Annotated in this window: 26 protein-coding genes and 1 tRNA gene; 13 read left to right on the plus strand and 14 right to left on the minus strand. The window is 67.1% G+C overall.

What is annotated here, in order from left to right:
* Nucleotides 1–3: 3 nt before the first annotated feature.
* The 7 genes from J2S73_RS01090 to J2S73_RS01120 all read right to left on the minus strand — a co-directional run bounded on the left by J2S73_RS01090 (nt 4) and on the right by J2S73_RS01120 (nt 7,432).
* A complete protein-coding gene (locus J2S73_RS01090; RefSeq protein ID WP_306883575.1) occupies nt 4–1,218 on the minus strand; it encodes an efflux RND transporter periplasmic adaptor subunit in 1,215 nt (404 codons plus the stop codon).
* Nucleotides 1,219–1,267: 49 nt separating this feature from the next.
* On the minus strand, nt 1,268–1,855 hold the full coding sequence (locus tag J2S73_RS01095) for a TetR/AcrR family transcriptional regulator (protein WP_306883576.1): 588 nt from the start codon (nt 1,853–1,855) through the stop codon (nt 1,268–1,270).
* Nucleotides 1,856–1,964: 109 nt separating this feature from the next.
* The gene (gene ppa / locus J2S73_RS01100) at nt 1,965–2,510 is read right to left on the minus strand and encodes an inorganic diphosphatase (protein ID WP_306883577.1); all 546 of its coding nucleotides are present in this window, start codon (nt 2,508–2,510) and stop codon (nt 1,965–1,967) included.
* A 131-nt stretch (nt 2,511–2,641) separates the two neighbouring features.
* Complete coding sequence (locus J2S73_RS01105; RefSeq protein WP_306883578.1) at nt 2,642–3,181, minus strand: GNAT family N-acetyltransferase; 540 nt, start codon at nt 3,179–3,181, stop codon at nt 2,642–2,644.
* A gap of 133 nt (nt 3,182–3,314) precedes the next feature.
* A complete protein-coding gene (gene typA / locus J2S73_RS01110; protein ID WP_306883579.1) occupies nt 3,315–5,138 on the minus strand; it encodes a translational GTPase TypA in 1,824 nt (607 codons plus the stop codon).
* A 480-nt stretch (nt 5,139–5,618) separates the two neighbouring features.
* Nucleotides 5,619–7,166: a methyl-accepting chemotaxis protein gene (locus J2S73_RS01115; protein ID WP_306883580.1), complete on the minus strand. Its 1,548-nt coding sequence runs from the start codon at nt 7,164–7,166 to the stop codon at nt 5,619–5,621.
* The gene (locus J2S73_RS01120) at nt 7,163–7,432 is read right to left on the minus strand and encodes a hypothetical protein (RefSeq protein WP_306883581.1); all 270 of its coding nucleotides are present in this window, start codon (nt 7,430–7,432) and stop codon (nt 7,163–7,165) included. Before J2S73_RS01120 ends, J2S73_RS01115 begins: the two co-directional genes overlap by 4 nt.
* Nucleotides 7,433–7,727: 295 nt before the next feature.
* On the opposite strand from J2S73_RS01120, the gene J2S73_RS01125 reads away from it, so the two are divergent.
* A complete protein-coding gene (locus tag J2S73_RS01125) occupies nt 7,728–8,762 on the plus strand; it encodes an aspartate-semialdehyde dehydrogenase (protein WP_306884922.1) in 1,035 nt (344 codons plus the stop codon).
* Between the two features lie 202 nt (nt 8,763–8,964).
* On the plus strand, nt 8,965–10,089 hold the full coding sequence (locus J2S73_RS01130; protein WP_306883582.1) for an NAD(P)-dependent alcohol dehydrogenase: 1,125 nt from the start codon (nt 8,965–8,967) through the stop codon (nt 10,087–10,089).
* A 117-nt stretch (nt 10,090–10,206) separates the two neighbouring features.
* Here J2S73_RS01130 and J2S73_RS01135 read toward each other — a convergent pair whose 3' ends face one another.
* Together J2S73_RS01135 and J2S73_RS01140 are read right to left on the minus strand one after the other, a co-directional pair.
* Complete coding sequence (locus J2S73_RS01135; RefSeq protein ID WP_306883583.1) at nt 10,207–11,301, minus strand: quinone-dependent dihydroorotate dehydrogenase; 1,095 nt, start codon at nt 11,299–11,301, stop codon at nt 10,207–10,209.
* Nucleotides 11,298–11,645 (minus strand): DUF952 domain-containing protein, encoded by a 348-nt coding sequence (locus J2S73_RS01140; protein ID WP_306883584.1) that lies wholly within the window; start codon nt 11,643–11,645, stop codon nt 11,298–11,300. The genes J2S73_RS01135 and J2S73_RS01140 overlap by 4 nt, the downstream gene beginning before the upstream one ends.
* A 338-nt stretch (nt 11,646–11,983) precedes the next feature.
* On the opposite strand from J2S73_RS01140, the gene J2S73_RS01145 reads away from it, so the two are divergent.
* Both J2S73_RS01145 and J2S73_RS01150 read left to right on the plus strand, forming a co-directional pair.
* Entirely contained in the window at nt 11,984–12,628 is a 645-nt protein-coding gene (locus J2S73_RS01145) for a S24 family peptidase (protein ID WP_306883585.1), read from the plus strand.
* Nucleotides 12,628–13,461 carry a thermonuclease family protein gene (locus tag J2S73_RS01150; RefSeq protein ID WP_306883586.1) on the plus strand — a complete coding sequence of 278 codons (834 nt, stop codon included), beginning with the start codon at nt 12,628–12,630 and terminating at the stop codon, nt 13,459–13,461. The genes J2S73_RS01145 and J2S73_RS01150 overlap by 1 nt, the downstream gene beginning before the upstream one ends.
* Nucleotides 13,462–13,482: 21 nt before the next feature.
* Here the strand turns inward: J2S73_RS01150 and J2S73_RS01155 are convergent, their stop codons facing one another.
* Nucleotides 13,483–15,156, minus strand: coding sequence for a lysine--tRNA ligase (locus tag J2S73_RS01155; RefSeq protein WP_306883587.1), 1,674 nt, complete (start codon nt 15,154–15,156; stop codon nt 13,483–13,485).
* Nucleotides 15,157–15,522: 366 nt separating this feature from the next.
* On the opposite strand from J2S73_RS01155, the gene J2S73_RS01160 reads away from it, so the two are divergent.
* Nucleotides 15,523–15,936, plus strand: coding sequence for a tellurite resistance TerB family protein (locus tag J2S73_RS01160; protein WP_306883588.1), 414 nt, complete (start codon nt 15,523–15,525; stop codon nt 15,934–15,936).
* Between the two features lie 64 nt (nt 15,937–16,000).
* Here J2S73_RS01160 and J2S73_RS01165 read toward each other — a convergent pair whose 3' ends face one another.
* Nucleotides 16,001–16,783: a 3-hydroxybutyrate dehydrogenase gene (locus tag J2S73_RS01165; protein WP_306883589.1), complete on the minus strand. Its 783-nt coding sequence runs from the start codon at nt 16,781–16,783 to the stop codon at nt 16,001–16,003.
* Between the two features lie 246 nt (nt 16,784–17,029).
* On the opposite strand from J2S73_RS01165, the gene J2S73_RS01170 reads away from it, so the two are divergent.
* The 3 genes from J2S73_RS01170 (at nt 17,030) to ispG (ending at nt 19,835) form a co-directional block, all read left to right on the plus strand.
* Entirely contained in the window at nt 17,030–17,515 is a 486-nt protein-coding gene (locus tag J2S73_RS01170; RefSeq protein ID WP_306883590.1) for a Fur family transcriptional regulator, read from the plus strand.
* Entirely contained in the window at nt 17,512–18,444 is a 933-nt protein-coding gene (locus tag J2S73_RS01175; RefSeq protein ID WP_306883591.1) for a DMT family transporter, read from the plus strand. The genes J2S73_RS01170 and J2S73_RS01175 overlap by 4 nt, the downstream gene beginning before the upstream one ends.
* A 122-nt stretch (nt 18,445–18,566) precedes the next feature.
* A complete protein-coding gene (gene ispG / locus J2S73_RS01180; RefSeq protein ID WP_306883592.1) occupies nt 18,567–19,835 on the plus strand; it encodes a flavodoxin-dependent (E)-4-hydroxy-3-methylbut-2-enyl-diphosphate synthase in 1,269 nt (422 codons plus the stop codon).
* Nucleotides 19,836–19,848: 13 nt separating this feature from the next.
* Here ispG and J2S73_RS01185 read toward each other — a convergent pair whose 3' ends face one another.
* On the minus strand, nt 19,849–20,238 hold the full coding sequence (locus J2S73_RS01185) for a winged helix-turn-helix transcriptional regulator (protein ID WP_306883593.1): 390 nt from the start codon (nt 20,236–20,238) through the stop codon (nt 19,849–19,851).
* Between the two features lie 92 nt (nt 20,239–20,330).
* On the opposite strand from J2S73_RS01185, the gene J2S73_RS01190 reads away from it, so the two are divergent.
* The 3 genes from J2S73_RS01190 to J2S73_RS01200 all read left to right on the plus strand — a co-directional run bounded on the left by J2S73_RS01190 (nt 20,331) and on the right by J2S73_RS01200 (nt 23,399).
* A complete protein-coding gene (locus tag J2S73_RS01190) occupies nt 20,331–20,894 on the plus strand; it encodes an NADPH-dependent FMN reductase (RefSeq protein WP_306883594.1) in 564 nt (187 codons plus the stop codon).
* Between the two features lie 111 nt (nt 20,895–21,005).
* Nucleotides 21,006–21,872, plus strand: coding sequence for a sterol desaturase family protein (locus tag J2S73_RS01195; protein WP_306883595.1), 867 nt, complete (start codon nt 21,006–21,008; stop codon nt 21,870–21,872).
* A gap of 204 nt (nt 21,873–22,076) precedes the next feature.
* Nucleotides 22,077–23,399, plus strand: a complete 1,323-nt coding sequence (locus J2S73_RS01200) for an esterase-like activity of phytase family protein (protein WP_306883596.1) — start codon at nt 22,077–22,079, stop codon at nt 23,397–23,399.
* A gap of 432 nt (nt 23,400–23,831) precedes the next feature.
* On the opposite strand, the gene J2S73_RS01205 is transcribed toward J2S73_RS01200, so the two are convergent.
* Together J2S73_RS01205 and J2S73_RS01210 are read right to left on the minus strand one after the other, a co-directional pair.
* Nucleotides 23,832–23,907 (minus strand) — tRNA-Ala (locus tag J2S73_RS01205).
* Between the two features lie 213 nt (nt 23,908–24,120).
* A complete protein-coding gene (locus J2S73_RS01210; RefSeq protein ID WP_306883597.1) occupies nt 24,121–24,531 on the minus strand; it encodes a TIGR02300 family protein in 411 nt (136 codons plus the stop codon).
* 299 nt (nt 24,532–24,830) lie between these two features.
* Here J2S73_RS01210 and aroA point away from each other — a divergent pair, with 299 nt between their 5' ends.
* A complete protein-coding gene (gene aroA, locus J2S73_RS01215) occupies nt 24,831–26,174 on the plus strand; it encodes a 3-phosphoshikimate 1-carboxyvinyltransferase (protein ID WP_306883598.1) in 1,344 nt (447 codons plus the stop codon).
* Nucleotides 26,171–26,809, plus strand: coding sequence for a (d)CMP kinase (gene cmk / locus J2S73_RS01220; protein ID WP_306883599.1), 639 nt, complete (start codon nt 26,171–26,173; stop codon nt 26,807–26,809). The genes aroA and cmk overlap by 4 nt, the downstream gene beginning before the upstream one ends.
* The last annotated feature ends 72 nt before the right edge of the window (nt 26,810–26,881 follow it).

Raw genomic sequence — 26,881 nt, forward strand, 5'->3', positions numbered from 1 at the left:
CCTTTACCCGGCTTTCTTGTCGCCAGCGGCGGAGGTGGGCTGCTCGCCTTCTGCGGTCCCGTCGGCCTTCCAGGGCTGCGGGGCCACCGGTGCGCCGGGGCCGATCTTCTGGAAGCCCTCGACGATCACCTTGTCGCCCGCCTGCAGGCCTTCCTCGACGATCCAGCTGTCGCCGGCGACCCTTCCGATGGTGACCGGCCGCACGGCCGCCTTGCTTTCGCCGTCGACCACGAAGACGCGGGCATTGCCGCTCGCATCCCGCTGGACGGCCTGGCGCGGCACTGCGAGGGCGTTGTTCTGGATGCCCTGTTCGATCTGCACGCGGACATACAGCCCGGGCAGCAGCTCGCCGTCCGGATTCGGGAACTCGGCGCGCAGGATCACCTGGCCGGTCGTGCGGTCCACGGCGGTATCGGAAAACAGCAGCGTCCCGGCATGCGCGTACTCGGTACCATCGTCCAGCACGAGTTTGACCGGCGCTTCGCCCGGATCCTTGGCAAGCGACCCCATCTTCAGGGCCTTCCTGAGCGACATCATTTCCCGAACCGACTGGGTGAAGTCGGCATAGACGGGATCGAGCTGCAGGATCGTGGCCAGCGGTTCGGAATTGTTGGCGCTGACCAGCGCGCCCTCGGTGATCAGCGCACGGCCGATCCGGCCGCTGATCGGAGCGGTCACGTTGGCGTACTCCAGATCGAGCTTCGCCGTCCTGAGCTCCGCTTCTGCGGCGGCCACGTTGGCGTTGGCCTGGGCGAGTTCCGCGGAGGCCACGTCGTAGGCCTGCTGGGCGACCACGTTGCGATCGAGAAGCTTCTTCTGCCGGTCGGCATCCTGCTGGGCACGCAGCTGTTCGGCCTGTGCGCGCTTCAGGTTCGCCTCGGCCCGCTTGACCTGAACCTCGAACGGCGCGGAATCGATCTTGTAGAGGACGTCGCCCTTTTCCACCCGGCTGCCCTGGGTGAAGACGCGTTCCGTGACGATCCCGGAGACCCGCGGGCGCACTTCGGCTGTCCGCGTCGGTGCAATTCGGCCGGGAAGTTCGTCGACGATCGGGATCTGCTGGGGTTCCACCGTCACGATACTGACCGGTGAGGGCGGACGCGCCGGTGCGGCGGACGCACCGGAAGAGCTTTGCTGCTCCGTGTCGTTGCACGCCGCAAGAACCAAAAGAAGCGCGATGGCGACCAATCCGTCACGCCGAATACGCTTCGTTGTCATCGCATTCTCCATAAGCGATGCGTCGCGCCGCCCCCTGGCGAACGCGCGCTCATTCCGTTGTCTCGGGGTTCTTGATCGGGACCTGCTGCGGATCCTGGTCGACCAGCCAGCCGATCTCCTGGAGCAGTTGGGAACGTTCGTCCGAAGAGAACCGGTAAACCCCGAACTTTTCCATCATGCGCAGACCACCCAGAGCCAGATAGGCGAGAAGGGCGCCGCGAGGGTGCTGGGATTCCGCTCTGATCTGATCGAGATAGTCGGCGTACTTCTTGTGAATGGGTTCGCGCAGTGCCGGGTTCTGGGCCATGGCCGCCGACAGGCAGAGCGCGATTTCCGCCTCTTCCTCCGCGTACTCCCCGGCCGCTGCCGCGATGTGGGTGCGGATGGTGGCGTCAGGGCAGGAGGCGAGCGCCTCGCGGATCGTCTCAAGCCGAGCATCTTCCGCCGCGATCCGGCGTTCGACGATCGCCTGCATCAGGGCGGCCTTCGTCTTGTAGTCGTAGATGACGCTGGCTTTGCTGATGCCGGCTTCGCAGGCCACCGCATCCAGGGTCAGCCGCGCGGTACCGTCGCGCCGAACGATGCATTCGGCGGCGTCGAGCACGGAGTCGCGGTCGATGGTGCGTTTGCGGCCCATGGTCCATCCGGTAGATTTCCAACCGGATGGTTATTTATAAGCGGCACCCCGTTCCGTCAATGGAATTGTTGCGGTGCACACTTCACGGTCCTGCGAGGGGGGAGGCGGCCTACTGGGCCGCCTGCTCGTCTGCCGCAGCCTGGCGGATCGCACGGGTGATCAGCGTCTCGGCCTGCTCCGGGCCTTCCCAGCCGGTCACTTCGACCCACTTGTTGGGCTCGAGATCCTTGTAGTGGTCGAAGAAGTGCACGATCTGGTCGAGCGTGATTTTCGGCAGGTCCTGGTAGGTCTGGATGCCGTCATAGCGCTTGGTCAGCTTGGAGACCGGGACCGCGATGATCTTTTCGTCCGCACCCTGCTCGTCCTGCATGTTCAGCACACCGATCGGGCGGCAGCTCATCACCGCGCCCGGCACGATCGGCCGCTGGTTGACGATGATCACGTCCAGCGGATCGCCGTCGTCGGCGAGCGTGTGCGGAATGAACCCGTAATTGCCGGGATAGCGCATCGGCGTGTACAGGAAGCGGTCGACCCACAGCGTCCCCGAGGCCTTGTCGAGCTCGTATTTGATGGGCTCGCCGCCAACCGGCACCTCGATGATCACGTTGATGTCCTTGGGGGGATTGGTCCCGATCGGGATCGCATCGATGCGCATGGTCAGGTGAGCCTTTTCGTTGGTGGATCTCTCGGCGCCGTTCTTGCAGCGCAAAAACCGGATGAACCGGCGAGCCTTCAACCATGGCTGCCGCTCCTAGGCAAGAGGCTGGCCGCCGTCCTGGCCGGAGATCAGTCGGTTTGGCCGCGGGTCCGCGGATTGCGGGGCGAGAAGCCGTAGGCGATCTTGGGAAGGCGGACACTGCCGATGGTTTCCTCGGCGGTTGCGACCGCGCGCCCCCCGAGATGGCTGTAGAAGCCGCAGGCCGTCTCGTTGTCCGACAGGGCCCAAACCACGAAGGACCGCCGTCCCTCGTTGGTCAGGGCGGTGCGGGAGGCGTCGAACAGCAGGCTGCCGAAGCCGAGGCCGCAGAATTCCGGCTGAATGTAGAGCTCGTAGATTTCGCCGCGGTAGGGAAGGCTGCGGGCGCGGCTGGAGCCGAACGTCACGTATCCGCGGACGGTGTCCGCGACCTCGAGCACCATGATGGACACGCGTCGCTGGATGGCCCGGTGCCACCACGCCGGGCCGCGGCGGGCGATCATGCGCTCCAGTTCGGCTCCCGGAAGGACGCCGCGATAGGCATAGCGCCAAGCCGAATCGTGAACGTCGGCGATGGTCGCCGCGTCCGCGAGTTTTGCCCGCCTTATGCCGATCGAACCCGTCTTCATGAGGGAAGCGTAGCTCGACAGGGCCGGCGGGAAAAGAGGAAAGCGGCGCCGACGCACCCAGTTCGCTCGCCCGCGATGCCGCCCCGTCGGGAAACGGGCCGGCAGGCGTCGCCGGGCGCCTGGACGTGCGGCCTCAGGCCGCGCCGGCTTCCTTGCTGCGTGCCGCCTTCTTGCGCTCGTTCGGGTCGAGCACGGCCTTGCGCAGGCGGATCGACTGCGGGGTGATTTCAACCCGCTCGTCGTCGGCGATGAAGGCCAGCGCCTTTTCCAGCGTCATGCGGATCGGCGGGGTCAGCTTGATCGCCTCGTCCTTGCCCGACGAGCGCACGTTGGAGAGCTGCTTGCCCTTCATCACGTTGACCTCGAGGTCGTTGCCCCGGGTGTGCTCGCCGACGATCATGCCCTCGTACACCTTGGCGCCCGGATCGATCATCATCGGGCCGCGGTCTTCCAGGTTCCAGAGCGCGTAGGCGACGGCCTCGCCCTCGGAATTGGAAATCAGCACGCCGGTGTGCCGGGTCGGGACCTCGCCCTTGTGCGGCTCGTAGGCGTGGAACACCCGGTTCATGACCGCGGTGCCGCGGGTGTCGGACAGAAGCTCCGACTGATAGCCGATCAGGCCGCGGGTCGGGGCGTAGAACACCAGTCGCACCCGGTCGCCGCCCGACGGCCGCATTTCCTGCATCTCCGCCTTACGCTCGGAGAGCTTCGAGACGACGGCGCCGGAGAACTCGTCGTCCACGTCGATCGTGACCTCTTCGATCGGCTCCAGCACCGAGCCGTCCTCGCCCCGCTGGAACACGACGTTCGGCCGCGACACGGTGAGCTCGAAGCCTTCGCGGCGCATCTGCTCGATCAGGATCGCAAGCTGCAGCTCGCCGCGGCCGGAGACGATCATGGAATCGGCGTCGTGGCCGGGCTCCACCTTGAGCGCGACGTTGCCGGCGGCTTCCTTCATCAGGCGGTCGCGGATGACCCGGCTCTGCACCTTGTCGCCCTCGCGGCCGGCAAGCGGGCCGTCGTTGATGCGGAAGGTCACCGACACGGTCGGCGGGTCGATCGGCTGGGCCGCGATCGGCTCCAGACGCGACGGATGGGTGAGGGTGTCGGCCACGGTCGCCGTCTGCATGCCGGCCAGGGCGACGATGTCGCCGGCGCTGGCGATTTCGACGGGCACCCGTTCCAGACCCCGGAACGAGAGCACCTGGCTGATGCGACCGGTCTCGACCACGTTGCCGTCCCGGTCGACCGCCTTCACCTGCTGGTTCGGCACCACCTGGCCGGAGCGGATCCGGCCGGTGAGAATACGGCCCAGGAACGGATGCGCCTCGATGGTGGTGGCGAGCATCTGGAACTCGCCCTCTTCGACCGGCGGCTCCGGCACGTGCTGAAGCACCAGATCGAGCAGCGGCGAGACGCTCTCCTTCGGGCCGCTCGGATCTTCCGCGATCCAGCCTTCCTTCGCCGAACCATACAGCACCTTGAAGTCGAGCTGCTCTTCGTCGGCATCGAGGGCCGCGAACAGGTCGAACACCTCGTTCAGCACGTCCTCGTGGCGCTCGTCGGCGCGGTCGATCTTGTTGATCACCACCAGCGGGCGCAGTCCGACCTTCAGCGCCTTGCCGAGCACGAACTTGGTCTGGGGCATCGGGCCTTCGGCGGCGTCGACCAGGAGAATGGCGCCATCCACCATGTGAAGGATGCGCTCGACCTCACCACCGAAGTCCGCATGGCCGGGCGTATCGACGATGTTGATGCGGGCGTCCTTCCAGGTGACCGCGGTCACCTTGGCCAGGATGGTGATCCCGCGCTCGCGTTCCAGGTCGTTGGAGTCCATCGCCCGCTCGGCGACCCGCTGGTTTTCGCGGAAGGTGCCCGACTGCTGGAGGAGCTTGTCGACGAGAGTGGTCTTGCCATGGTCGACGTGGGCGATGATGGCGATGTTGCGCAAAGTCATGAAAGGTTCCGTGCCGGTCGTCCCGGAGCGCCGAAGCGGAATGGCTGTCGGTACCGGGATGATCCCTGTTCGTCTGTTGCTTGCCGCATGGACCCGGACCGCCGCGGCCACGGGCTGAAAGCTCCGTCGCGGGAGCGTCGCTTGATCGTCCTGCAACGGGTCTGGCGGTCCGGAGCCCGTCCCACTCAGGTCGGATTCATCCGGCCGAAAGGAATTGCTCAGGCATCCAGATCCGGAGCCTTTCCGGTCGACCAGGTGGTCCACCTGGCCGAAAAAAGGCCCCTGGCACCGTGCGGGTCGCGCACGCCCTTGCTGCAGCGCAAGAGCCATAGCTGATCTGAACCGCACGGGAAAGGCTATTCGCCCGGTCCTGTTCCCGTTGGGGGCCCGGGGCATTGCTCAGGCGCACCGTGCGCACGAACGGCGAAAGGGCGCCCCGGGCGGAGCGCCCCTGTCGCGTGCGGGAGTGGACGGGTCGGCTCAGCCGGCCGCAACGTCGGCGAGAAAGCGCTCGATCTCGGTGCGAAGCCGGTGCGATCCTCCGGCGACTTCCTCCGCCGTCCGGACCAGCTTGGCCGAAGACTGGTCGGTCAGCCGAGCCGCCTCGGCGAAGTCCGCCACGCAGTCGCGCGCCGAACGGGCGTTCGTTGCGGCGCGCTGCAGGTCGCCGTCGAGGGTCTGGGTGTTGCCCGCCTGCTGGGAGATGCCGGAGGCGATCACCACCATGGCGCCGTTCATGTCCTCGATCGCGGTTACGATTTCCGAAAGGGCGGCCACGGCGTCTCCGGTGGATTCCTCCATGGCAGCGATCTTCTTGACGGTGTCCTCGACAGCCTTCGCGGTCTGTTCGGCGAGCGCCTTCACTTCCGTTGCGACCACGGCGAAGCCCTTTCCGGCTTCTCCTGCCCGGGCCGCCTCGATAGTGGCGTTGAGCGCCAGGAGGTTGGTCTGCTCCGCGACCTCGCGGATGACGGAGATGATCTGACCGACCTCTCCCGCCGCGGTCGAGAGCTTGCCGACGGATTCGTCGGTCCGGCGTGCGCTGGCCTTGGCCTTGTCGGCGATCTGGCTCGCCTGGTTGGTCTGGTCCTTGATCTCGTTCGTCGCCTGGGCCAGCTGCCGGGTGGATTCGGCGGCGCCGTCGATCCCGGCCGCCACGTCTTCCGCCGCGCTTTCCGCGGTTCCGACCCGGTCTCCGGTGGTGCGGGCCACCTGCATCAGCTCTGCCGAAGCCGTCCGGCTCGCGTCCGCGGTCCCGACCATTTCACCCAGGAGCGACGCCATGGTTTCGCGGAAGGCGTCGATCAGCTGCTCCCGGTGCTCGATCCGCAGCCTGTCGGCCTCCACCGCGGCGGTCAGCCGCTCGGCGGCCGACCGGGCCTCCGCCGAAGCGGCTTCCTGTTCGGCGGCGAGGGCGGCGTTCGAAGCGAAGGCGGACTCGAGCTTCAGGGTGAGCGTGATCAGGGCGGCGGCCTCCAGGAGGACCACCACGGCGTGGCCGATCACACGGGCGAAGTCCGGCCCGTCCGGAAACACGGCGGCGGGAAACGCGAAGTTGAGGACAAGATGATGCACCGCGATCAGCACGACCGCGGCCGGATAGACGCGCCAGTCCCAGAGCACGGCCAGGATCGCCAGCATGGCGAAAATATACATGTGCAGGTCGATGATGTACGGGCTGCCCGCCGCAGACGAGATCATCAGGCAGGTCAGCGCCACGCCGACGAGACCGATCGCCTGTCGGCTGAATTCCGTCGATCCGACCCGGGCAACCGTGAGCGACGCGAAGCCGACCAGGAAGACCGCTATCGCGCCGGACAAGAGGACGCTGTTGCCGGCCAGAAAGGCGATCAGCAGCACCACCGGCACGTTCAGCCAGAGGAACCACATCATCCCGCGGGTCGCGACGGCCCGGAACGCTTCCAGCTCGTTGGTCTTCTGCGGCCTGTGGGCCTCCGGCCGGGTCCGGCCGCTCAAGCCGGTTGCGGATGGGAGGCTGGCGGGGGCAAAGTCTGCGACGGCGCTCATGATTGCTGATCTCGTGTGAAACAGGTCGCGGCGGCGGCGCGAACCGGATGAAAGATGCCCTGGGCGCGAAGGGATCGGACGAAATCGGCCCCGCCCTGCGCGACGATCACCCTGTCGCCGACCGACAGGAACAACCCGCCGGCTGCCGCGACCCGGTCCGCCATGGCTTTGCTGGAGGACCACGGGGGCACAACGATTCCGACCGGCTCACCTGCCGCCGGCATCAGCGAGGGGATCAGCGCCGCAAGCGCCATCAGGAGGGCCATGGCGAATGCCAGTGCCATCGATCTGACAGAGTGCCCCTGAGACATCTGGTTTCTTACAATTCCGCAGGTCTGCCGAACCGGATTCCATTTGGCATATTTGCATATGAGGATCGGCTAACAGACTTGCGCCGGGCTTGCGCCTGCACGCTTTCGCTGTGGCGGCCGCTTTCGCAATCTTGACGCATGCTTGAATTGGACTCGGGCCGCCGAAAGCGGTAAACGCCCGGCTGTCCCGGCGCGCCCTTGGTGGGGGCGACTGCCGCGCGGACGAACACACTGAATGAAGAGTATTCCAATGGGCTATGTGATCGCAGTGGTCGGTGCGACGGGCAACGTCGGCCGGGAGATGCTCGATATCCTTTCCGAGCGCGGCTTTCCTGCAGATCGGGTCATCCCGGTCGCGTCCCGGCGCAGCCAGGGCACGGAAGTTTCCTACGGTGACACGACGCTCAAGGTCGAGGCGCTCGAGCACGTCGATTTCACCCAGGTCGATCTGTGCCTGATGTCCGCCGGCGGCGCCATCGCCAAGGAATGGGCGCCGAAGATCGGCAAGGACGGCGCCGTCGTGATCGACAACTCGTCCTTCTTCCGCACCGATCCGGACGTTCCGCTGATCGTGCCGGAGGTCAATGCCGATGCGATCGAGGGCTTCACCAAGAAGAACATCATCGCCAACCCGAACTGCTCGACCGCCCAGCTCGTCGTGGCGTTGAAGCCGCTGCACGACAAGGCGACCATCACGCGCTGCGTGGTGTCGACCTATCAGTCGGTCTCCGGAGCCGGTAAGGACGCGATGGACGAGCTGTTCACCCAGACGCGGGCGGTGTTCGTGTCCGACCCGGTCGAGACGAACAAGTTCCCCAAGCGGATCGCCTTCAATCTCATTCCCCAGATCGACGTCTTCATGGAAGACGGCTCGACCAAGGAGGAATGGAAGATGATGGTCGAGACCAAGAAGATCCTCGACCCCAAGATCAAGCTGTCGGCGACCTGCGTGCGGGTGCCGGTCTTCATCTCGCACTCCGAGGCCGTGAATCTGGAATTCGAGAAGCCGATCACGGCGGAAGAGGCGCGCGACATCCTGCGCGAGGCGCCGGGGTGTCTGGTCGTCGACAAGCACGAGCCCGGCGGCTACGTCACGCCGTACGAGGCGGCCGGCGAGGACGCGACCTATATCAGCCGCATCCGCGAGGATCCGACAGTCGAGAACGGCCTCGCCATGTGGGTGGTCTCCGACAATCTGCGCAAGGGCGCGGCACTCAACACGGTGCAGATCGCCGAGCTGCTGGTGAACCGCAAGCTGGTCACGCCGCGCAAGGAAGCGGCCTGAGCGGTCTGCGACCGGCCGCTGACGCGGAAAGCGGGTTTTGGGGAAGGCGGCTTTCGGGCCGCCTTTTTCTGTTTGGGGCGCAGCGTTTTCTGCGGGCGGCAGATAATGACCGATCGGTCACTTTTCACGCGGCCGCACACTTCCTAGCTTGATGAGTAGGGGCCGGAAAGAATCGCCCACCACAAAGCTCGGGAGACGCACCATGAACGAAATATCGACCCGCGACATCAAGGCCGCCGTCATTCGCTCGGAGGGATCGAAGTTCACCCTTGAGGATCTCAAGCTCGGTGCGCCGGGTCCGCGTGAGGTCGTGGTCAAGGTGGTCGCCGTCGGCATGTGCCACACCGACCTGATCATCCGCGACCAGTATTATCCGACGCCGCTGCCGGTCGTGCTCGGCCACGAAGGCTCGGGTGTCGTGGAAGCCGTCGGCGATGCGGTGAAGGCGGTCGCGCCGGGCGATCACGTGGTCATGAGCTTCATGTCCTGCGGAACATGCGGCCCTTGCGAGGGCGGCCATCCCTATCACTGTGCTGACTTCTTCGCGCTCAATTTCGGCGGCTCGCGCAAGGACGGCTCCACCGCGGTGACGGAAGACGGCAGCAGCCAGATCCACGATCATTTCTTTGGTCAGTCCTCGTTCTCCAGCTACGCCATCGCCCATGAGCGGAACCTCGTGAAGGTCGACAAGGAGGCGCCGCTCGAGCTTCTCGGTCCGCTCGGGTGCGGCATCCAGACCGGCGCCGGGGCGGTGCTCAACTCGCTCGGGGTGGGTGCCGGGCAGAGCTTCGCCTCGTTCGGGGCCGGCGCGGTCGGTCTCAGCTCCGTGATGGCGGCCCGGGTCGCCGGCGCGACCACGATCATCGCCGTCGACGTCCAGCCGAGCCGGCTGGAGCTCGCCAAGGAGTGCGGCGCCACCCATGTGGTCAATTCCAAGGAGGTCGATCCGGTCGAGAAGATCCAGGAGATCACCGGCGGCGGCGCCGACTTCACCCTGGAATCCAGCGGGCGTCCGGAGGTGCTGCGTCAGGCGGTGGACGCCCTCGGCATCATGGGGACCTGCGGCGTCGTCGGTGCGCCGAAACTCGGAGTGGAAGCGAACTTCGACGTCAACGGCCTGATGGTACCGGGCAAGCGGATCATGGGCATCGTCGAAGGCGGCAGCGTCCCGCAGATTTTCATTCCGCGCCTGGTCGAGCTGCAGCGCCAGGGCCGCTTCCCGTTCGAAAAGCTGGTCAAGTTCTACGACTTCGACCAGATCAACCAGGCGGTCGAGGACAGCGAGAGCGGCAAGACCATCAAGCCGATCCTGCGCATGCCGAGCTGATCGCAAAGGCGATCAGACACACCCCAGAAGACCAGAGCCGTCCGGATCGAGCGAGCCGGGCGGCTTTTTCATACCCCCATGATCATCCGCGCTGCCCGATGGTCGTCTGCAGACCGTCTACGCGCTGACCGAGCCCTCTCCGCGTGCCCAGGCGTCGCGCTCGCAGCCCACGGCCTCGGTGATCGACGACAGGCCGCGGCGGCGGACCTCGGCGCCGAGATGGCGCAGGATCTCGCCGACCAGCGCGCCGTCATAGACGAGGCCCGTATAGACCTGGATCAGGCTGGCGCCGGCCGCGATCTTGGCGAAGGCGGTGGCGCCCGACGTGATCCCGCCGACCCCGACCAGCGGCATCTTTCCCTCGAGCCGGTCGGCGAACCTGGCCAGGACGACGGTGGAGGGGTGAAACAGGGGCTTGCCGGACAGTCCGCCCGCCTCGCCGCTGAGCCGGGCTTCCCTGAGGTTCGGCCGGGCGATGGTGGTGTTGGAGACGATCAGCCCGTCGATGCCGTGGTCCAGGACGGTCCGGGCAATCGTGTCGATGCCCAGCTCGTCCAGATCCGGCGCCACCTTGACCAGAAGCGGAACACGCCGGCCGGTGCTGGCGGCCTCCTCGCGGGCGGTGGCCACACGGGCCAGAAGCTCTTTCAGCGCCTCCGCGCCCTGAAGATCGCGCAGACCGGGCGTGTTCGGCGACGAGATGTTGATCGTGAAATAGGATGCCACATCGGCGAAGGTGCCGATCCCGCGCACATAGTCGTCGATCCGGTCGTGGCTGATCTTGTTGGCGCCGAGGTTCACGCCGACGATCCCGGAGGCTGGCCGCGCGGCAAGCCGCCGGTGCGCGGCGGCATGACCCTCGCTGTTGAATCCGAACCTGTTGATGAGGGCATGATCCCGCCGCAGCCGGAACGCACGGGGTCTCGGATTTCCGGGTTGGGCGAGCGGCGTCACGGTGCCCACCTCGACGAACCCGAAGCCGAGCTTCAGCAGCGCATCCGGGACCTCGGCATCCTTGTCGAAGCCGGCCGCCATGCCCAGCGGATTGGGAAAGTCGAGGCCGAATGCCCGGACTGAAAGGGCCGGATCGGCCGGGACCGGGTCTGCCGGCACCAGCCCGTCGGACAGAAGCCGGATGGTGACCCGGTGGGCGCGCTCGGGATCGAGCAGATGCAGCGCGCGGGGGCCGAACCTGGCCGCGAGCCCGTTCACGAAGCGAGATCCGGAAAGCGATGGCCGGTCGGCGTCAGCGGGAGCGGTCTCACCCACGCCGCGGCGTCCACGGGGAGGTCGCCGTAAAGGTGGGGAAAGAGATCCCCGCCCCGCGACGGCTCCCACTTAAGCGCCTCCCCGAGGGCTTCGGTGGGGACCGCCACCAGGAGCAGCCCGTCCTGGTCCCGGAAGTGCTTGCTCGCCGTCTCCTCCACCTGATGGGCGGCGGAGAAATGGATGAATCCGTCGGCAAGGTCGACCGGCGCGCCATGGTAGACGCCCTCGGCTGTGGCGGTCCGCCAGGCGTCCTTGTCGACGATTTTGTAGACAGTGCTTGCGTGCATGGAGCGGGTTCCCGATTCGCGGCGAACTTAGCGGGTGAGGCGAGCCGGCTTCAAGCGCAGACGTGCGGGGGCGGGCGCAGCCGCGGCATCCCGTCTGGACAGACGGCGCCGGGCGTGATTAAGGTGCCGATTAGGTATCTATTCCTTGAGCAGTCGAAGGGAAGGGCGCTGCGGCCCGGGAGCCTTTTCCGCTCGGACAAGACCGTCCGGTCGAGAAGAAACGGCTCCTGGTTCAACTGCTTGAGCAGGCCCTTTTCGGTCGGGCTGGTTCAACCCGAACGGGGCATGCTCTGGTGCAGCGGGCGGACGATCCCGGCGGACGGCGAGGTATTGGCTCCATGCTGACCCACGATCAGGTTTGGTCGGCCATCGACACGTTGGCCGAGCGGCAGGGGATGACGCCGTCCGGCCTGGCCCGGCGTGCCGGTCTCGATCCGACGACCTTCAACAAGTCGAAGCGGCTGGCCGGCGACGGGCGCCCCCGCTGGCCATCGACGGAATCGATCGCCAAGATCCTCGAGGCGACGGGCGCAAGCCTGACCGACTTCTTCCGCTCCTCCGGGGCAGAGGAGGCGGCGGCGGATGCGTTGCCGACACCGCGGGCTGTTCCGCTCCTGGGGTTCGCCCAGGCCGGCGCCGGCGGATTCTTCGACGACGGCGGATTTCCGGTGGGGGCGGGCTGGGACGAGATCGCCTTTCCAGAGCGCCGCGACGAGCCCGTTTACGCTCTCGAGATCGCCGGCGATTCCATGCTTCCGCTCTATCGCGACGGTGACGTATTGATCGTCTCGCGGGCGTCGACGATCCGGCGGGGAGACCGGGTGGTCGTGAAGACGACGGACGGCGAGGTCATGGCCAAGGTTCTGCACCGGCAGACGGGCAAGGTTCTGGAACTCACCTCGCTCAATCCGGAGCACGCCGACCGCAAGATTCCGCTCGCCTCCATCGAGTGGATGGCGCGGATTCTGTGGGCGAGCCAGTAATGCTGTCCTATTCCCGGCAACGCCGGCGGTCCCAGGCGATTTCCAGGGCGCTCTATGCGCTGGTGGTGGTGTGCGCGGCAGCGATCAGCGTGGTGCCGCTGCTCCTGATCGACGACGCCTGGTTCGGACCCGTAACCTCGAAAATGGACACGCTGCCGCTGGCGGCGCCCAACGACGATCCGCAGAACGCGTCCGACTGGGGCGGCAAGTTCCGGCCCCAGGCCGCCGGGGAGGAGGGGCAGGACGCCGCTGCCGGCCAGGCCGGTGCGCCCGAGCCCGAAGCCTCCGTCCGGGACGTCTCCTCCAACGAGATCACCCGCAGCCCGAACATCGCCGCGCCGCTTCAGCGGCTGCCGAGCGCGGTGGAGGTCCCGCCGCCGCTGCCGCCCGAACCCGTCCGCTATTTCCTCGTGGTGGTCGAGGATGCCCTGACCATCAGCGCCGACGGGCTGACCCTGAAAATGGCTCACGTCACCGGGCCATCGACCTTCGAATCCTGCCAGGAGGGGTCTCCGGTCAAATGGAGCTGCGACATCCGCGCGCGCACGGCTTTGCGCAAGCTGGTGGGCGCGCGCGCGATCGAGTGCATGGCGCTCGACGAGGAGACGGCGCGAAAGCTCGAAGAGGCGGCCAGGGCGGAGCGAGAGTCCGATGTCGCCGGACCCGTGGCGGCCGACTGCACGGTCGGCAGCACCGACATCGCCGGCTGGCTCGTGTCCCAGGGCTGGGCTCAGCCGACCGAAGAAGCGCCGGATCGGCTGAAGGTTCTGTCCTGGATTGCCCAGGGTCAGAAGCGCGGCCTCTGGCAGCCGATCCCGCCGACCACCCAGTAGGCGCCCGGACGGGGCGGCCGGTCAGTCGCGCGCTTCCGTGTTCGCCGCCGCCAGCTCGCCGGCGAGCGCCTTGGCGATCAGCGCGCGCGTCTCGTCGATGCCATAAAGCGCAACGAAGGAGCCGAAGCGCGGCCCCTGGTCCTGGCCGAGCAGCACCTGGTAGAGCGCCTGGAACCAGACGCCGGAGACGCCCGGACCGCCGTCGGGGCCCTTCCGCTTCGGATCCTGGTAGCGCTCGATCGGACGGGCCACGTCGAGGATCGCATCCTGGATCGCCGCCGCATCGGCGTCGGCCGGCAGCGCCGCCAGCTTCGCGTCGAGGTCGGCCAGGGCGGCGCGCTCGGTCTCGTCGGGTGCCCGGAACACCTTCTTGGGGCGGACGAAATCCTCGAAATAGCGGATCGCGTAGCCGACGAGCCGGTCCAGTTCCGGCGCGGTCTGCGGGGTCACGCCCGGCGCGTAGCGGGAGATGTAGGCCCACAGCACGTCGGACGTTTCGGCGTTCGAGGCCGACACCAGATTGAGCAGCAGGGCGAACGAGACCGGCATTTCCACAGCCGGCGGATAGCCGCTGTGAATGTGCCAGGTCGGGTTGTTCACCTGGCCCGCCGGGTCCTGCCGGCCGATGGCCGAGAGATGGGCGAAATATTCGTCGACGGCGCGCGGGATGACGTCGAAATAGAGCTTCTTCGCCGTCTTCGGCTTCTGGAACATGTAGAGCGAGAGGCTTTCCGGCGAGGCGTAGGTCAGCCACTCGTCGATGGTCAGCCCGTTGCCCTTCGACTTGGAGATCTTCTCGCCCTTGTCGTCGAGGAAGAGCTCGTAGACGAAGTGCGCCGGCGGTTCGACGCCGAGCACCGAGCAGATCCTGTCATAGACCGGCTGGTTGGAGAGATGGTCCTTGCCGAACATCTCAAAATCGACGCCCAGCGCCGCCCAGCGCGCGCCGAAATCGGGCTTCCACTGCAGCTTCACATGGCCGCCGGTCACCGGAAGCGTCGTCTCCGTGCCGTCCTCGTCGTCGAAGGTCACGGTGCCCTCGGCGGCGTTCACCTCCTTCATCGGCACGTAGAGAACGCGCCCGGTGGTGGGAGAGATCGGCAGGAACGGCGAGTAGGTGGCCTGGCGCTCCTCGCCCAGCGTCGGCAGCATCACGTCCATGATCGCCCGGTAGCGCTCGGCGACGCGCCGGAGGATCTCGTCGAAGCGGCCGGAGGTGTAATAGTCGGTGGCGCTGGCGAACTCGTACTCGAAGCCGAACGCGTCGAGGAACGAGCGCAGCTTCGCGTTGTTGTGGGCGCCGAACGACTCGAAGTTCTCGAACGGGTCCGGGACCCGGGTCAGCGGCTTGCCGAGATTCTCCTGCAAGAGCGCCTGATTGGGCACGTTCTCGGGCACCTTGCGCATGCCGTCCATGTCGTCGGAGAAGCACAGCAGCCGCGTCTTGATCCGGTCCTCGGTCAGAACGCGGAAGGCGTGGCGCACCATCGTGGTGCGGGCGACCTCGCCGAAGGTGCCGATGTGCGGCAGGCCGGACGGGCCGTAGCCGGTCTCGAACAGGACCTCGTCCTTGCCGCCCTGACGCTCCAGCCGCTCGACCAGCTTGCGCGCCTCTTCGAACGGCCACGCCTTGCTGACCTTCGCCGCAGCGACGATCTCTTCGGAAAGATCGGAGGGCTCGGGGCGAACGGTCATGATAGGGGCCTTGATCGGTTGCCGTCGGGTGCGACGGGAGACGGGTCGGATGACGAAAGTCCGTGCTCCGTGCCTGGGCACCACCGGGTGCCGTGCGGAGGCCGGGATCGTCTGTCGTGATCGATGCGGAGGGCATGTGCCGCGCGGCAGGCCGCCTCTCACGCCGCTGATCTATGGGGACGGGCCGGTCGGGTCAATTCTCAAGGCCGCGAAATCGGCCTGATGCGGCAGAGCGCTCGGATCCGACCGAGGGGGATTGCTCAAATATCGGATACGGAGCCGTTTCCGATCGATTAGGTGTTTCCACCCCGTCGGAAAAAGCTCTAGGTTCGCGCGGATTTTGCGAGCAACCACGGCGAGTCTGACATGGATCAACCGATTTCCCACCACGATGCGCTCATCTACGTCATGGTCACCATGTCGGCGGTCGACCGGTCCATGACCGACGCCGAGCTTCAGCGCATTGGTGACATCGTGCGTACCCTTCCGGTTTTCCGTGACTTTCGGGAGGGACGGCTGGTCGAAGCCGCGGAGACCTGCGCGGATATCCTGCAGGCCGACGACGGGCTGGAGACGGTGCTGGAACTGATCCGCACCTGCATTCCGGCCCAGCTCTACGAGACCGCCTATGCGCTCGGTGTCGAGGTGGCGGCCGCCGATCTTCACGTCGAGCCGGAGGAGCTCCGGCTTCTCGCCATGCTGCGCGACCGGCTGGAGCTGGACAAGCTGACCACGGCAGCGCTCGAACGCAGCGCCCGCGCCCGCTACCACACGCTTTGATGCGTGAGGGCCGCGGAAGCGGGTCCTTGCCCGCTTCCCGGCTCGTTGGCGCTGTCGCGGCCGGTTATTCCGCCGTCCAGCCGCCGTCGATGGGCAGGATCGCGCCGGTGATCGACGACGCCGCGTCGGAGCACAGGAACACCGCATAGGCGGCCACCTGTTCGACGGTGACGAACTCCTTGGTTGGCTGCGCCGCCAGAAGCACGTCCCGCTTCACCTCTTCCTCGGTGATGCCGCGCGCCTTGGCGGTGTCCGGGATCTGCGCTTCGACGAGCGGGGTCCAGACATAGCCCGGGCAGAGCGCGTTGACCGTCACGCCGTGCTGGGCGGTTTCCAGCGCCACCACTTTGGTGAGGCCGGCGATGCCGTGCTTGGCGGCCACGTAGGCCGCCTTGTCGGGCGAGGCGACCAGGGCGTGGGCCGAAGCGGTGTTGATGATCCGGCCCCATTTCCGGCTCTTCATGCCGGGCACGGCGGCCTTGATCGTGTGGAAGGCGGAGGAGAGGTTGATGGCGAGGATCTGGTCCCACTTGGCGTCCGGGAAGTCCTCGATCGGCGAGACGTACTGGATGCCCGCATTGTTGACCAGAATGTCGACCGCGCCGAACGTGTCTTCGGCCATCTTGATCATGCCGGTGATCTCGTCCGGCTTGGTCATGTCGGCGGCGGAGTAGACGCACTTGACCTTGAATTCGCTCTCGATCGCGGCGCGTTCCTTCTCGATCGCGTCCTTGTCGCCAAACCCGTTGATGACGATGTTGGCTCCCTTTTCGGCCATGGCCCGGGCATAGCCGAGACCGATACCGGAGGTGGAGCCGGTGATCACAGCCGTCTTTCCGTCGAGCATTCCAGTTACCTCTTCCATCGGGTTCGCTGCGCCGCAACGATGACATCGATGGGCGCCGGGGTGCAATCAAGCTGAGTATTGCCGCAGTTTCACGACGACGGCACATCGATGCGATAGGCTCGAATACGGTGCGTGCCAAGCGGCGATCTCGTCAGCGGACGCATTGCAGGCTAAGAGGGGCGGTGGAGGGCAGGGGAAGTCCATGCGCCGGGCCGCTGGCCCGGCGTCGCCCGAACAGGACGTGACATGAGCGGTATCTTTCCAGACCCGACCCACGACCACCACGGATGCGCGCCTGCCGCCGTCGCTGCGGCGGAGGAGCATTGCCGCTCAAAGGGCTTGCGTCTCTCCGCGATGCGCCGCGCCGTTCTGGAAAAGCTGGCCGAAAGTCACGCGCCGCTGGGCGCCTACGACATTCTCGACCGTCTCGCCGAGAGCTCCGGCCGGCCGGCGCCGATCTCGGTCTACCGTGCGCTCTCCTTTCTGACCGAGGAAGGACTGGCGCATCGGATCGAAAGCCTGAACGCCTATGTTGCCTGCGGCGAAAACCACGGTACGGCGCAGCCGCTGGTCTTCCTGATCTGCGAGCGCTGCCGCCAGGTCGGCGAGGCGAAGGCGACCGATCTCGGCATCAAGATCGATCAGGTGGCCCGCTCGGCCGGCTTCACGCCCCAGCGCGCCACACTGGAAATCTTCGGCATCTGCGAACACTGCTCGCGGGAGCCGGCATGACGGCAACCGCCGATGCGCGGGGCGCAGCCGCCCCGGCGCCCGCGCCCGATGTGACCGCGGTGAGCCTGCTGGTGCTCCTGTGCGCCAGCTGGGGCGTCCAGCAGGTCGCCATCAAGCTCGCCCTCGTCGACATTCCGCCGCTGATCCAGATGGGGATCCGCTATGCCGGCGCCTTCGTGCTGGTGCTGGCCTGGGCGCTGATGCGCGGAGTGTCCCTGTTCGAGAAGGACGGTTCGCTCTGGCCGGGCCTGCTCTCTGGTGGCTTCTTCGGCGTCGAATTCGCGATGCTCTATGTCGCGCTCGACTACACGACGGCCAGCCGGGTCTCGCTGTTTCTCTACACGGCGCCCTTCTTCGTGGCGCTTGGCGCCATCCTGCTGCTGCCGGGCGAGCGGCTCAGGCCGCTGCAGTGGCTGGGTCTGGCCTTCTCGTTCGGCGGCGTCGCGCTGGCGCTGGGCGTCCCGCCGCCGTCCGCCGACCTGTCGAGCCTTGTCGCCGACGGAGCCTGCGTGGTGGCTGGCGCCCTGTGGGCGGGCCAGACCCTGACGATCCGCAAGTCGGTGCTCAGGACGATCCGGTTCGAGAAGGTGCTGCTCTACCAACTCGGCGTCGCCGTGATCGTGGCCTCGGCGCTGGCGCTGGTACGCGGCGAAAGCCTGACGCTTCCGGTCTCGACGAGCTCGGTCATGCTGGTGCTCTACCAGATGGTCTGGGTGGTCAGCGTGACCTATCTGATCTGGTTCAGCCTTCTGTCCCGCTACGCCGCCGGTCCGCTGCAGGCCGGCACGTCCATGACGCCGATCTTCGGCGTGGCCGCCGGGGTGATCGTGCTCGGGGAACCGATGACGCCGGGCTTCTTCGCGGCCGTGGCGCTGGTGTTCGTGGGGCTCGTGCTGGTCAACTACCGGCCGCGGGCGAAGCCGGCCTGACCGGACCGGGTTCGCTTCCGGCGCTTCGATCCCTAGATAGGACCTTGGAACGCGGCTGTCCCGCCGATCGGCTTGTGATAGGGTCCGTCGCGTTCGCAACAGGCGACAACGAGAGTTCCGGTATGACTGCGCCGCTTCCCAATATTGCTTCCGGGCCGTCCCAGCGCCGCCGCTCCGTCGGCGTCGACGTCGGCGGTGTCCTCGTCGGCGGGCCGGCGCCGGTGGTCGTCCAGTCGATGACGAACACCGACACCGCCGACATCGAGGCGACCGTCGCCCAGGTGGCCGCACTCGCCCGGGCCGGGTCGGAGATCGTCCGCATCACCGTCGACCGGGACGAGGCCGCCGCGGCCGTGCCGCACATCCGCGACCGGCTTCTCCTGAAGAACGTCACCGTGCCGCTGGTGGGCGACTTCCACTATATCGGCCACAAGCTGCTCGCCGATCATCCGGCCTGCGCCGAGGCGCTGGCCAAGTACCGCATCAATCCGGGCAATGTCGGCTTCAAGGCGAAGCGCGACACCCAGTTCGGAGCGATCATCGAGACGGCGATGCGCTACGACAAGCCGGTCCGCATCGGCGTCAACTGGGGCTCGCTCGACCAGGAACTGCTCACCCATCTCATGGACGAGAACGCGGCGTCCGACGCACCGGTCTCCGCCCAGGCGATCACCCGCGAGGCGATGATCCGTTCCGCGCTTCTCTCTGCCGAGCGCGCGGAGGAGCTGGGTCTCGGCCGCGACAGGATCCTGCTGTCGGCCAAGGTCTCGGACGTGCAGGAGCTGATCGCCGTCTACCGCGATCTTGCCCGGCGCTGCGACTACGCGCTGCATCTCGGCCTGACGGAAGCCGGCATGGGCTCGAAGGGCATCGTCGCCTCGTCGGCCGCCCTCGGCATCCTGCTGCAGGAAGGCATCGGCGACACCATCCGCATCTCGCTGACGCCGGAGCCGAACGGCGACCGGACCCAGGAGGTGAAGGTCGCCCAGGAGCTTCTGCAGACCATGGGCTTCCGCCAGTTCGTACCGGTGGTCGCCGCCTGTCCGGGCTGCGGCCGCACGACCTCGACGGTGTTCCAGGAGCTCGCCAAGGAGATCCAGGACCATCTGTCGACCTCCATGCCGGTCTGGAAGGAGCGCTATCCGGGCGTGGAGGCGCTGCAGGTCGCCGTGATGGGCTGCATCGTCAACGGACCGGGCGAATCCAAGCACGCCGATATCGGCATCTCGCTGCCCGGCACGGGCGAGACCCCGGCCGCGCCGGTGTTCGTCGACGGCAAGAAGGTGGTCACGCTGCGCGGCCCGAAGATCGCCGACGAGTTCAAGCAGATGGTCGCCGACTATATCGAGCGGCGTTTCGGGCACGAGGCCGCGACCGACGCGGCGGAGTAGGGCGCCCGAACACCTACTCGGCCGCTTCTGCCTCGGGAACGGTCTCCGCATCGAAGGCGAGCCGGGCGGCGGCCATTTCCTCGGCGTGCTCGTGGGCCCAGCGCGCCAGATGGCCGATCGGCTCCAGCAGGGACTGGCCGAGCGGCGTCAGGGAATATTCGACCCGCGGCGGCACGGTCGGATAGACGGTGCGGGTGACCAGGCCGTCGCGCTCCAGCCCGCGCAGGGTGAAGGTCAGCATGCGCTGGGAGATCACGCCGATTTCTCGCTTCAGCGCGTTGAAGCGGACCGGCCCGTCGGCCAGCGTCTCCACCACCAGCACCGCCCATTTGTCGCCGATGCGCGCCAGCACCGGCGCGACGCGCTGACAGCGTCCGGAAACATCCATGTGACCGGCATCCATCGATGTGCCTCCTTGTGCGCCGCAGCGCGATCGGTCAGATAGCAGTATCATTTTGATACCTGATCCCAGGACAAGAAAACAGGAAGGCAGACATGTCCCTTCGTCTGAACGTCATCGTCGCCAGCACGCGCCCCGGCCGCGTCGGTCCCTCCGTGGCCAACTGGTTCAAAGCCTACGCCGCCGAGAAGAGCCCCTTCGACGTCCATCTGGTGGACCTCGCCGAGTTCGACCTTCCGGTCTACGACGAGCCGAAGCATCCCCGGATGCAGGACTACCAGAACGACCACACCAAGAAGTGGTCCGAGAGCGTCGCCGCCGCCGATGCGTTCGTGTTCGTGACGCCGGAATACAACTACCACCCGACCCCGGCGCTGGTGAACGCGCTGACCTACGTCTCCAAGGAATGGGGCTACAAGCCGGCCTCGTTCGTGAGCTATGGCGGCGTGTCGGGCGGCACCCGTGCCGTCGACCAGACCCGCACCTGGTTCCCGGTCATGAAGATGATGGCTGTGCCGGAGCAGGTGATGTGCCCGATGGTGTTCGACCAGATCAAGGACGGCGTGTTCGAGCCGAACAAGCTTCAGGTGGAGAGCGCCGACCTGATGCTGTCGGAACTCCACCGCTGGGCCGAGGCGCTGAAGCCGCTGCGCGGCTGATCCGGGCCGGACGCCAGGATGTGACTGGACGTGGAGCCCGCGCGGCCCACATGTGAGGACACGTCCAGTCCCATGACAACGTCCCGGCGCCCCGCGCGCCGGGAAAGGCCCATGCCCGATCTGATCCTCGCCCATGAGCCGGCCATCCGGCTCGCGATCTTCGCCTCCGTGCTCGCTGCGATGGCGATCTGGGAGGTCGCCGCGCCGAGGCGGCGGCTGGAGATCCCCCGCGTCTTGCGCTGGAGCAACAATCTGGCGCTCGTCGTGGTGGACACCCTGGTGCTGCGGCTGGTGTTCCCGATGCTGGCCGTCGGCCTGGCAGTGCTCGCGGCGGAGCGGGGATGGGGTCTGTTCAATCTCGTCGACGTGCCGGTCTGGCTCGCCTTCGCGGTCTCGCTCCTGGTGCTCGATCTGTCGATCTACGGCCAGCACGTGCTGTTTCATGCGGTGCCGGCGCTGTGGCGCGTGCATCGGATGCACCATGCCGATCTCGACATCGACGTGACCACGGCGCTCCGCTTCCATCCGATCGAGATCGCGCTCTCCATGGGCATCAAGCTGGCCCTGGTGGCGCTCCTCGGCGTGCCGGCGGTGGCCGTCGTGGTGTTCGAGGTGGTGCTCAACGGCATGGCGATGTTCAACCACGCCAATGTGCGCCTGCCGGCCGGGCTCGACCGGGTCCTGCGCCTCGCCGTGGTGACGCCGGACATGCACCGGGTCCACCATTCCATCGAGCGTCGCGAGACGGATTCCAACTACGGCTTCAACCTGTCCGTCTGGGACCGGCTGTTCGGCACCTACACCGCCCAGCCGCGGGCCGGCCACGAAGGCATGACCATCGGCATCGGGCTGTTTCGCACCCGCCGCGATCTCTGGCTCGACCGGTTGCTGATCCAGCCGTTCCGGGGCCGGGCGAAAGCGGAGGAACCGGGCGTTGCGGCCGGCGGGCAGAAGCCGGACCCGACCCCGCCGGTCTGATGTCGACCGGCTGCAGCCGGGTTCCTCAGGCATCTCCGCCCGGCTCTGTCAGAAAAGCTTCAGCAAACCGACATCGCAGCGCAGCATCGCCGTCACATCGCATCCGTAATGTCCGCGCCGTTCCCGATCGGACGGCATCGCCGACCCGCACGACGCGGGCCGCCGCCGCCCGGATTCGTACGACAACTGGAAAGGACCGACCGGATGCGCACGTTCGTTGCCATCGGACTGCTCGCTGCCGCCATCGTGCCGGCCGCGGCCCAGCAGGAATACCCCGCCAAGCTGACCGGCCATGCCGTTCTGCCGGCCCAGACCCTGGTTCCCGCCCCGGACGACGCGCCGGCGGCGATGAAGGTCTCCGGCAAGTACACCGGCGACACGCCCGCCCGCCTCACCGCCAAGCCGACCGACGGCGCCGAGCTGCCGTTCAACGGCCAGCCGGTGCAGGGCTTCTCCGGCATCAAGACGCTGGAGGACGGGACCTTCCTGGTGCTGACCGACAACGGCTTCGGCAAGAAGGTCAACTCGCCGGACGCCATGCTGATGTTTCACCACGTGAAGCCGGACTTTGAGAGCGGCGAGGTGGAGATCCTGAAAACCACCTTCGTGAAGGATCCGAACAAGGTGGTGCCGTTCCTGATCGCCAACGAGGCCAGCGACGAGCGCTATCTGACCGGCTGGGATTTCGATCTCGAAGGCTTCCAGCCGATCGGCGACAAGCTGTTCATCGGCGAGGAGTTCGGCCCGTACCTGATCGTGGTCGACCGCGAGACCGGCGTCGTGGAGGAATTCCACGAGACGGTGATCGACGGCACCAAGGTGGTGTCGCCCGACCATTACGCCGTGTCGCTTCCCAACCCGGACGGCGACATGCCTGAGGTGAACCTGAAGCGCTCCAAGGGCTATGAGGGCTTTGCCGCGTCGCCCGACGGCAAGACGCTCTATCCGCTGCTGGAAGGTCCCCTCTGGAGCGCGGAAGCCGGCGCCTATGAGAAGTCCGACGGCACCGAGGCGCTCCGCATCCTGGAGTTCGACGTTGCCGGCCGCGCCTTCACCGGCAACTACTGGCTCTATCCGCTGGAGGCCGACGGCCATGCCATCGGCGACTTCAACATGATCGACGCCACCCGCGGCCTGATCATCGAGCGCGACGGCGGCCAGGGCGACGCGGAAAAGGCCTGCGCGGACGGCCAGACCGAGGACTGCTTCAAGAACCCGGCCGAGTTCAAGCGCGTCTACCTGATCAACATGGACGGCGTTGAGTCCGGCCAGCCGGTGAAGAAGGTCGGCTACATCGACCTGATGAACATCCAGGATCCCGATGGCGTCGCCCGTCTCGGCAAGCGCGAGGACGGCCGGTTCACCTTCCCGTTCGTCACCATCGAGGACGTGGACCGGATCGGGGAAAGCCAGATCATCGTCGCCAACGACAACAATTTCCCCTTCTCAAAGGGGCGGTCGGCGAGCGAGCGCGACAACAACGAGTTCATCACGCTCGAGGTCGGCGACTTCCTGCAGGCGCAGTAAGCCGCGCTTTCAGGCGAACGACTGACGAGACGGCCCGTCGGGAAACCGGCGGGCCGTTTTCCATTGGGTCGGTGCCGTCCGAGGCGGGGGCAGCGCCGTCCGCTGGACGCGAATAAGAGCAGGGGAGTTCGCGCCGACCACGCCGGAGCGGCAGTCGGATCGAATCGGAATTTGCGATGCTGAAGAGGATCTGCCGCGAACCGATGCAAGGCCGCGACCGCGGCCCGGGCTACTGCCCGCCCGCGCGGAGCCGATGAGCGGAGCGAATTCGGCGTGAGCGGAAAATTGGTGGCGCAGCAGCCGGATGGAAACAGAATTTTCGACGCTGAAAAGGGTTTACCGCGAACCGCCACAAGGCCGCGACCGCGGCCCGGGCTACTGCCCGCCCGCGCGGAGCCGATGAGCGGAGCGAATTCGGCGTGAGCGGAAAATTGGTGGAGCCAGGCGGAATCGAACCGCCGACCTCTTGAATGCCATTCAAGCGCTCTCCCAACTGAGCTATGGCCCCAGATGCCGGGCATGGGATGGCCCCGGCGAGAGGGTCGGAACTTAGGGGGCCTTGACCGCGGAATCAATAGGTCCGTTGGCCAAATTCACCGCCGTTCCGTTCGCGGTCGGGAAAACCTCTCCGACCGCACCAGAAGGTCCCTGCTTCCGGTCCCGGAACCGCCCGATCTGCGGACCGCGGGATCCGCGCCGGGGGCCGGGAAGCAGGCTTCCCTCACTGGTTCTCGTCGTCGTCCTCGTCACCGCCGCGGACCACGTCGGACACTTCGTCCGAATCCTCGTCGTCGTCCTCGAGGAACGCTCCGTCGTCATCGTCCGGAATGTCCGTGTCGATCTCGACGTCCTCGTCCTCGTCCGGCGTCTCGCGGGAGGCCGGCGCGGCATCGTCGTCCGCCTCCTCCAGCGACACCAGCTCGACGTCGGAGCTCTCAGCCTCTTCCGTCTCGGCCTCCGGCTCCGCCGGTTTGGGAGCGGCGGCCGCCTTCGCGGACCGGGACGGCGTCGGCGCAGCGACGGCGAACAAGGTGCCGCACTTCGGGCAGACGATCGGATCCTTGTTCAAATCGTAGTACTTTGCCCCGCAACCGGGGCACAGTCGTTTCGTGCCGAGTTCTGGTTTCGCCACGGAACCGCCTCGCATTCTGAAAGGAAGGCGGCTCGAATACACACGCCTGCCCCCTCTGTCAAAGCCGAATCGACGCTGACGCCCAACCTGCCGATCGGGGTGACGCAATCGCACCACCATGCTAGCTACCGATCGCACGGAACGCGGGCCTCTCGCCGGGTGCGATTCAAATAACCGCGAGGCCGCGCCGGAGTTCGTGCGATACCGCATTTTCCTGCGCCACGATCGGACGCGCCCCCTCCGGGCGGGACGGCACCGAGGGCGGCAGGCCGATGCCAGACCTGGAAGGAGGCGCGAGTTTGGGCTCTCAACCGTTGACGTCGCCGCCGTCGGTGCCGCTCAAGGGCCGGCTGTCGGTTCCCGGCGACAAGTCGGTGTCTCACCGCGCGATCATGCTGTCCGCGCTGGCCATCGGCCGCTCGCGGGTCGAGGGGCTTCTGGAGTCCGAAGACGTGCTCGCCACTATCGGTGTGATGCGGGCGCTCGGCGCCACCATCGAGCGGCTGCCGGACGGGGCGTGGCAGATCGACGGCGTCGGCGTCGGCGCGCTGCTGGAACCGGAAACCGCCCTGGATTTCGGAAATGCGGGCACGAGCGTGCGGCTGACCCTCGGTCTCCTTGCAAGCCACCCGCTGGTGGCGACCGCGATCGGGGACGCCTCGCTGTCGCGCCGGCCGATGGCGCGGGTCCTGACGCCCTTGAAGATGATGGGCGCGGACGTGATCGCGCGCTCCGGCGACCGGCTTCCGCTCACCATCCGCGGCGCACGGACGCCGGCTCCGATCACCTACGAGCTTCCCGTTCCCTCCGCGCAGATCAAATCGGCCGTGCTTCTGGCCGGGCTGAACACGCCGGGGACGACCACGATCATCGAGCCCGTCGCCTCCCGCGACCATACCGAACGGCTTCTGGCCGGGTTCGGCGTGTCGCTGAAGACCGAGACCGACGCCGACGGCCGTCGCCAGATCTCCGTCAGCGGTCCGGTGGCCCTTGAGCCGACCGATCTCACCGTGCCGGGCGATCCGAGTTCCGCGGCGTTCGCCGTGGTGGCGGGGCTGATCGTGCCCGACTCCGACGTTACCGTCACCGACGTGCTTCTGAATCCGACCCGGACCGGCCTGTTCGACACGCTGGAGGAGATGGGCGCGGACATCGCGATCGAGAACGACCGGATTTCCGGCGGCGAGCGGATCGGCGACATCCGGGTCCGCTCCAGCAGGCTCAAGGGCGTGACGGTCCCGGCGAGCCGGGCGCCGTCGATGATCGACGAATATCCGATCCTGGCGATCGCCGCGGCGTTTGCCGAAGGCACCACACGGATGGAAGGTGTCGGCGAACTGCGCGTGAAGGAGGCCGACCGGCTCGAGGCCGTGGCCGACGGGCTGCGCGCCAACGGCGTGGAGGTCGAGACCGGCGAGACCTGGATGGCGGTCACGGGCCGGAAGGGCCGCGCGGGCGGCGGGTCTGTCGCCACCCATCTCGATCACCGCATCGCCATGAGCTTCCTGATCATGGGGCTCGCCGCCGACGAGGCGGTCAGTGTCGACGACACCCGCATGATCGCCACCAGCTTCCCCGGCTTCATCGCCATGATGGAGAAGCTTGGCGCCCGCTTCAGCGTGCCGGAGGCTGTTGGCTCATGATCATCGCGATCGACGGCCCCGCCGCGTCCGGCAAGGGCACCATGGCGCGCCGCCTGGCCGCTCATTTCGGGCTGCGCTATCTCGACACCGGCCTGACCTACCGGGCCGTGGCCCAGGCCCTGATGGCGGACGGCGCGTCGCTCGACGACGAGCAGGCGGCGGAGCGGATGGTTCGGGACGTCGACTTCGAAGCCATGGACCGGACCGCCCTGTCGGAGCACGCGGTCGGCGAAGCGGCGTCCCGGATCGCCGTTCTCCCGGGCGTGCGGACGGCTCTGGTGGAGCAGCAGCGGGCGTTTGCGGAGGAGCCGCCGGGGGCGGTGCTGGACGGGCGCGACATCGGAACGGTCGTCTGCCCCCATGCGCTGGTCAAACTGTTTGTGACGGCGACCCCTGAGGCCCGGGCCCGGCGGCGCACCGAGGAGATGGCGGCGCGCGGCGGCAGCGTCACCTATGACGACGTCCTGGCCGATCTGCGTCGCCGGGACGAACGGGATTCGACCCGTGCCGTCGCCCCGCTCGCCGTGGCGCCTGACGCCGTCTTGCTCGATACAACCGATTTGGATATAGATGCCGCGTTTCGCGCGGCTGTGGATATCGTGGACGCTGCGGTGCGGTCGCAGGATCGGGGCTGAGCCCCGCCGGCGGTCCCCAGCGGTGGACATGGGCATCCGTAGTCGCCACATAGCGGAGCAGTTTTCGAACGG

Source organism: Amorphus orientalis (genome assembly GCF_030814015.1).
GTDB classification, from domain to species: domain Bacteria; phylum Pseudomonadota; class Alphaproteobacteria; order Rhizobiales; family Amorphaceae; genus Amorphus; species Amorphus orientalis.

Coding starts and splice junctions, on each gene's coding strand:
- J2S73_RS01175 (WP_306883591.1), top strand. CDS start 17,512: ATGACGGCAACCGCCGATGCGCGGGGCGCAGCCGCCCCGGCGCCCGCG.
- J2S73_RS01095 (WP_306883576.1), bottom strand. CDS start 1,855: ATGGGCCGCAAACGCACCATCGACCGCGACTCCGTGCTCGACGCCGCC.
- J2S73_RS01115 (WP_306883580.1), bottom strand. CDS start 7,166: ATGAGCGCCGTCGCAGACTTTGCCCCCGCCAGCCTCCCATCCGCAACC.
- J2S73_RS01200 (WP_306883596.1), top strand. CDS start 22,077: ATGCGCACGTTCGTTGCCATCGGACTGCTCGCTGCCGCCATCGTGCCG.
- J2S73_RS01105 (WP_306883578.1), bottom strand. CDS start 3,181: ATGAAGACGGGTTCGATCGGCATAAGGCGGGCAAAACTCGCGGACGCG.
- typA (WP_306883579.1), bottom strand. CDS start 5,138: ATGACTTTGCGCAACATCGCCATCATCGCCCACGTCGACCATGGCAAG.
- J2S73_RS01090 (WP_306883575.1), bottom strand. CDS start 1,218: ATGACAACGAAGCGTATTCGGCGTGACGGATTGGTCGCCATCGCGCTT.
- ppa (WP_306883577.1), bottom strand. CDS start 2,510: ATGCGCATCGATGCGATCCCGATCGGGACCAATCCCCCCAAGGACATC.
- J2S73_RS01190 (WP_306883594.1), top strand. CDS start 20,331: ATGTCCCTTCGTCTGAACGTCATCGTCGCCAGCACGCGCCCCGGCCGC.
- J2S73_RS01125 (WP_306884922.1), top strand. CDS start 7,728: ATGGGCTATGTGATCGCAGTGGTCGGTGCGACGGGCAACGTCGGCCGG.
- J2S73_RS01160 (WP_306883588.1), top strand. CDS start 15,523: ATGGATCAACCGATTTCCCACCACGATGCGCTCATCTACGTCATGGTC.
- cmk (WP_306883599.1), top strand. CDS start 26,171: ATGATCATCGCGATCGACGGCCCCGCCGCGTCCGGCAAGGGCACCATG.
- J2S73_RS01130 (WP_306883582.1), top strand. CDS start 8,965: ATGAACGAAATATCGACCCGCGACATCAAGGCCGCCGTCATTCGCTCG.
- J2S73_RS01120 (WP_306883581.1), bottom strand. CDS start 7,432: ATGGCCCTCCTGATGGCGCTTGCGGCGCTGATCCCCTCGCTGATGCCG.
- J2S73_RS01185 (WP_306883593.1), bottom strand. CDS start 20,238: ATGGATGCCGGTCACATGGATGTTTCCGGACGCTGTCAGCGCGTCGCG.
- J2S73_RS01150 (WP_306883586.1), top strand. CDS start 12,628: ATGCTGTCCTATTCCCGGCAACGCCGGCGGTCCCAGGCGATTTCCAGG.
- J2S73_RS01170 (WP_306883590.1), top strand. CDS start 17,030: ATGAGCGGTATCTTTCCAGACCCGACCCACGACCACCACGGATGCGCG.
- J2S73_RS01165 (WP_306883589.1), bottom strand. CDS start 16,783: ATGCTCGACGGAAAGACGGCTGTGATCACCGGCTCCACCTCCGGTATC.
- J2S73_RS01140 (WP_306883584.1), bottom strand. CDS start 11,645: ATGCACGCAAGCACTGTCTACAAAATCGTCGACAAGGACGCCTGGCGG.
- J2S73_RS01145 (WP_306883585.1), top strand. CDS start 11,984: ATGCTGACCCACGATCAGGTTTGGTCGGCCATCGACACGTTGGCCGAG.
- J2S73_RS01195 (WP_306883595.1), top strand. CDS start 21,006: ATGCCCGATCTGATCCTCGCCCATGAGCCGGCCATCCGGCTCGCGATC.
- ispG (WP_306883592.1), top strand. CDS start 18,567: ATGACTGCGCCGCTTCCCAATATTGCTTCCGGGCCGTCCCAGCGCCGC.
- J2S73_RS01155 (WP_306883587.1), bottom strand. CDS start 15,156: ATGACCGTTCGCCCCGAGCCCTCCGATCTTTCCGAAGAGATCGTCGCT.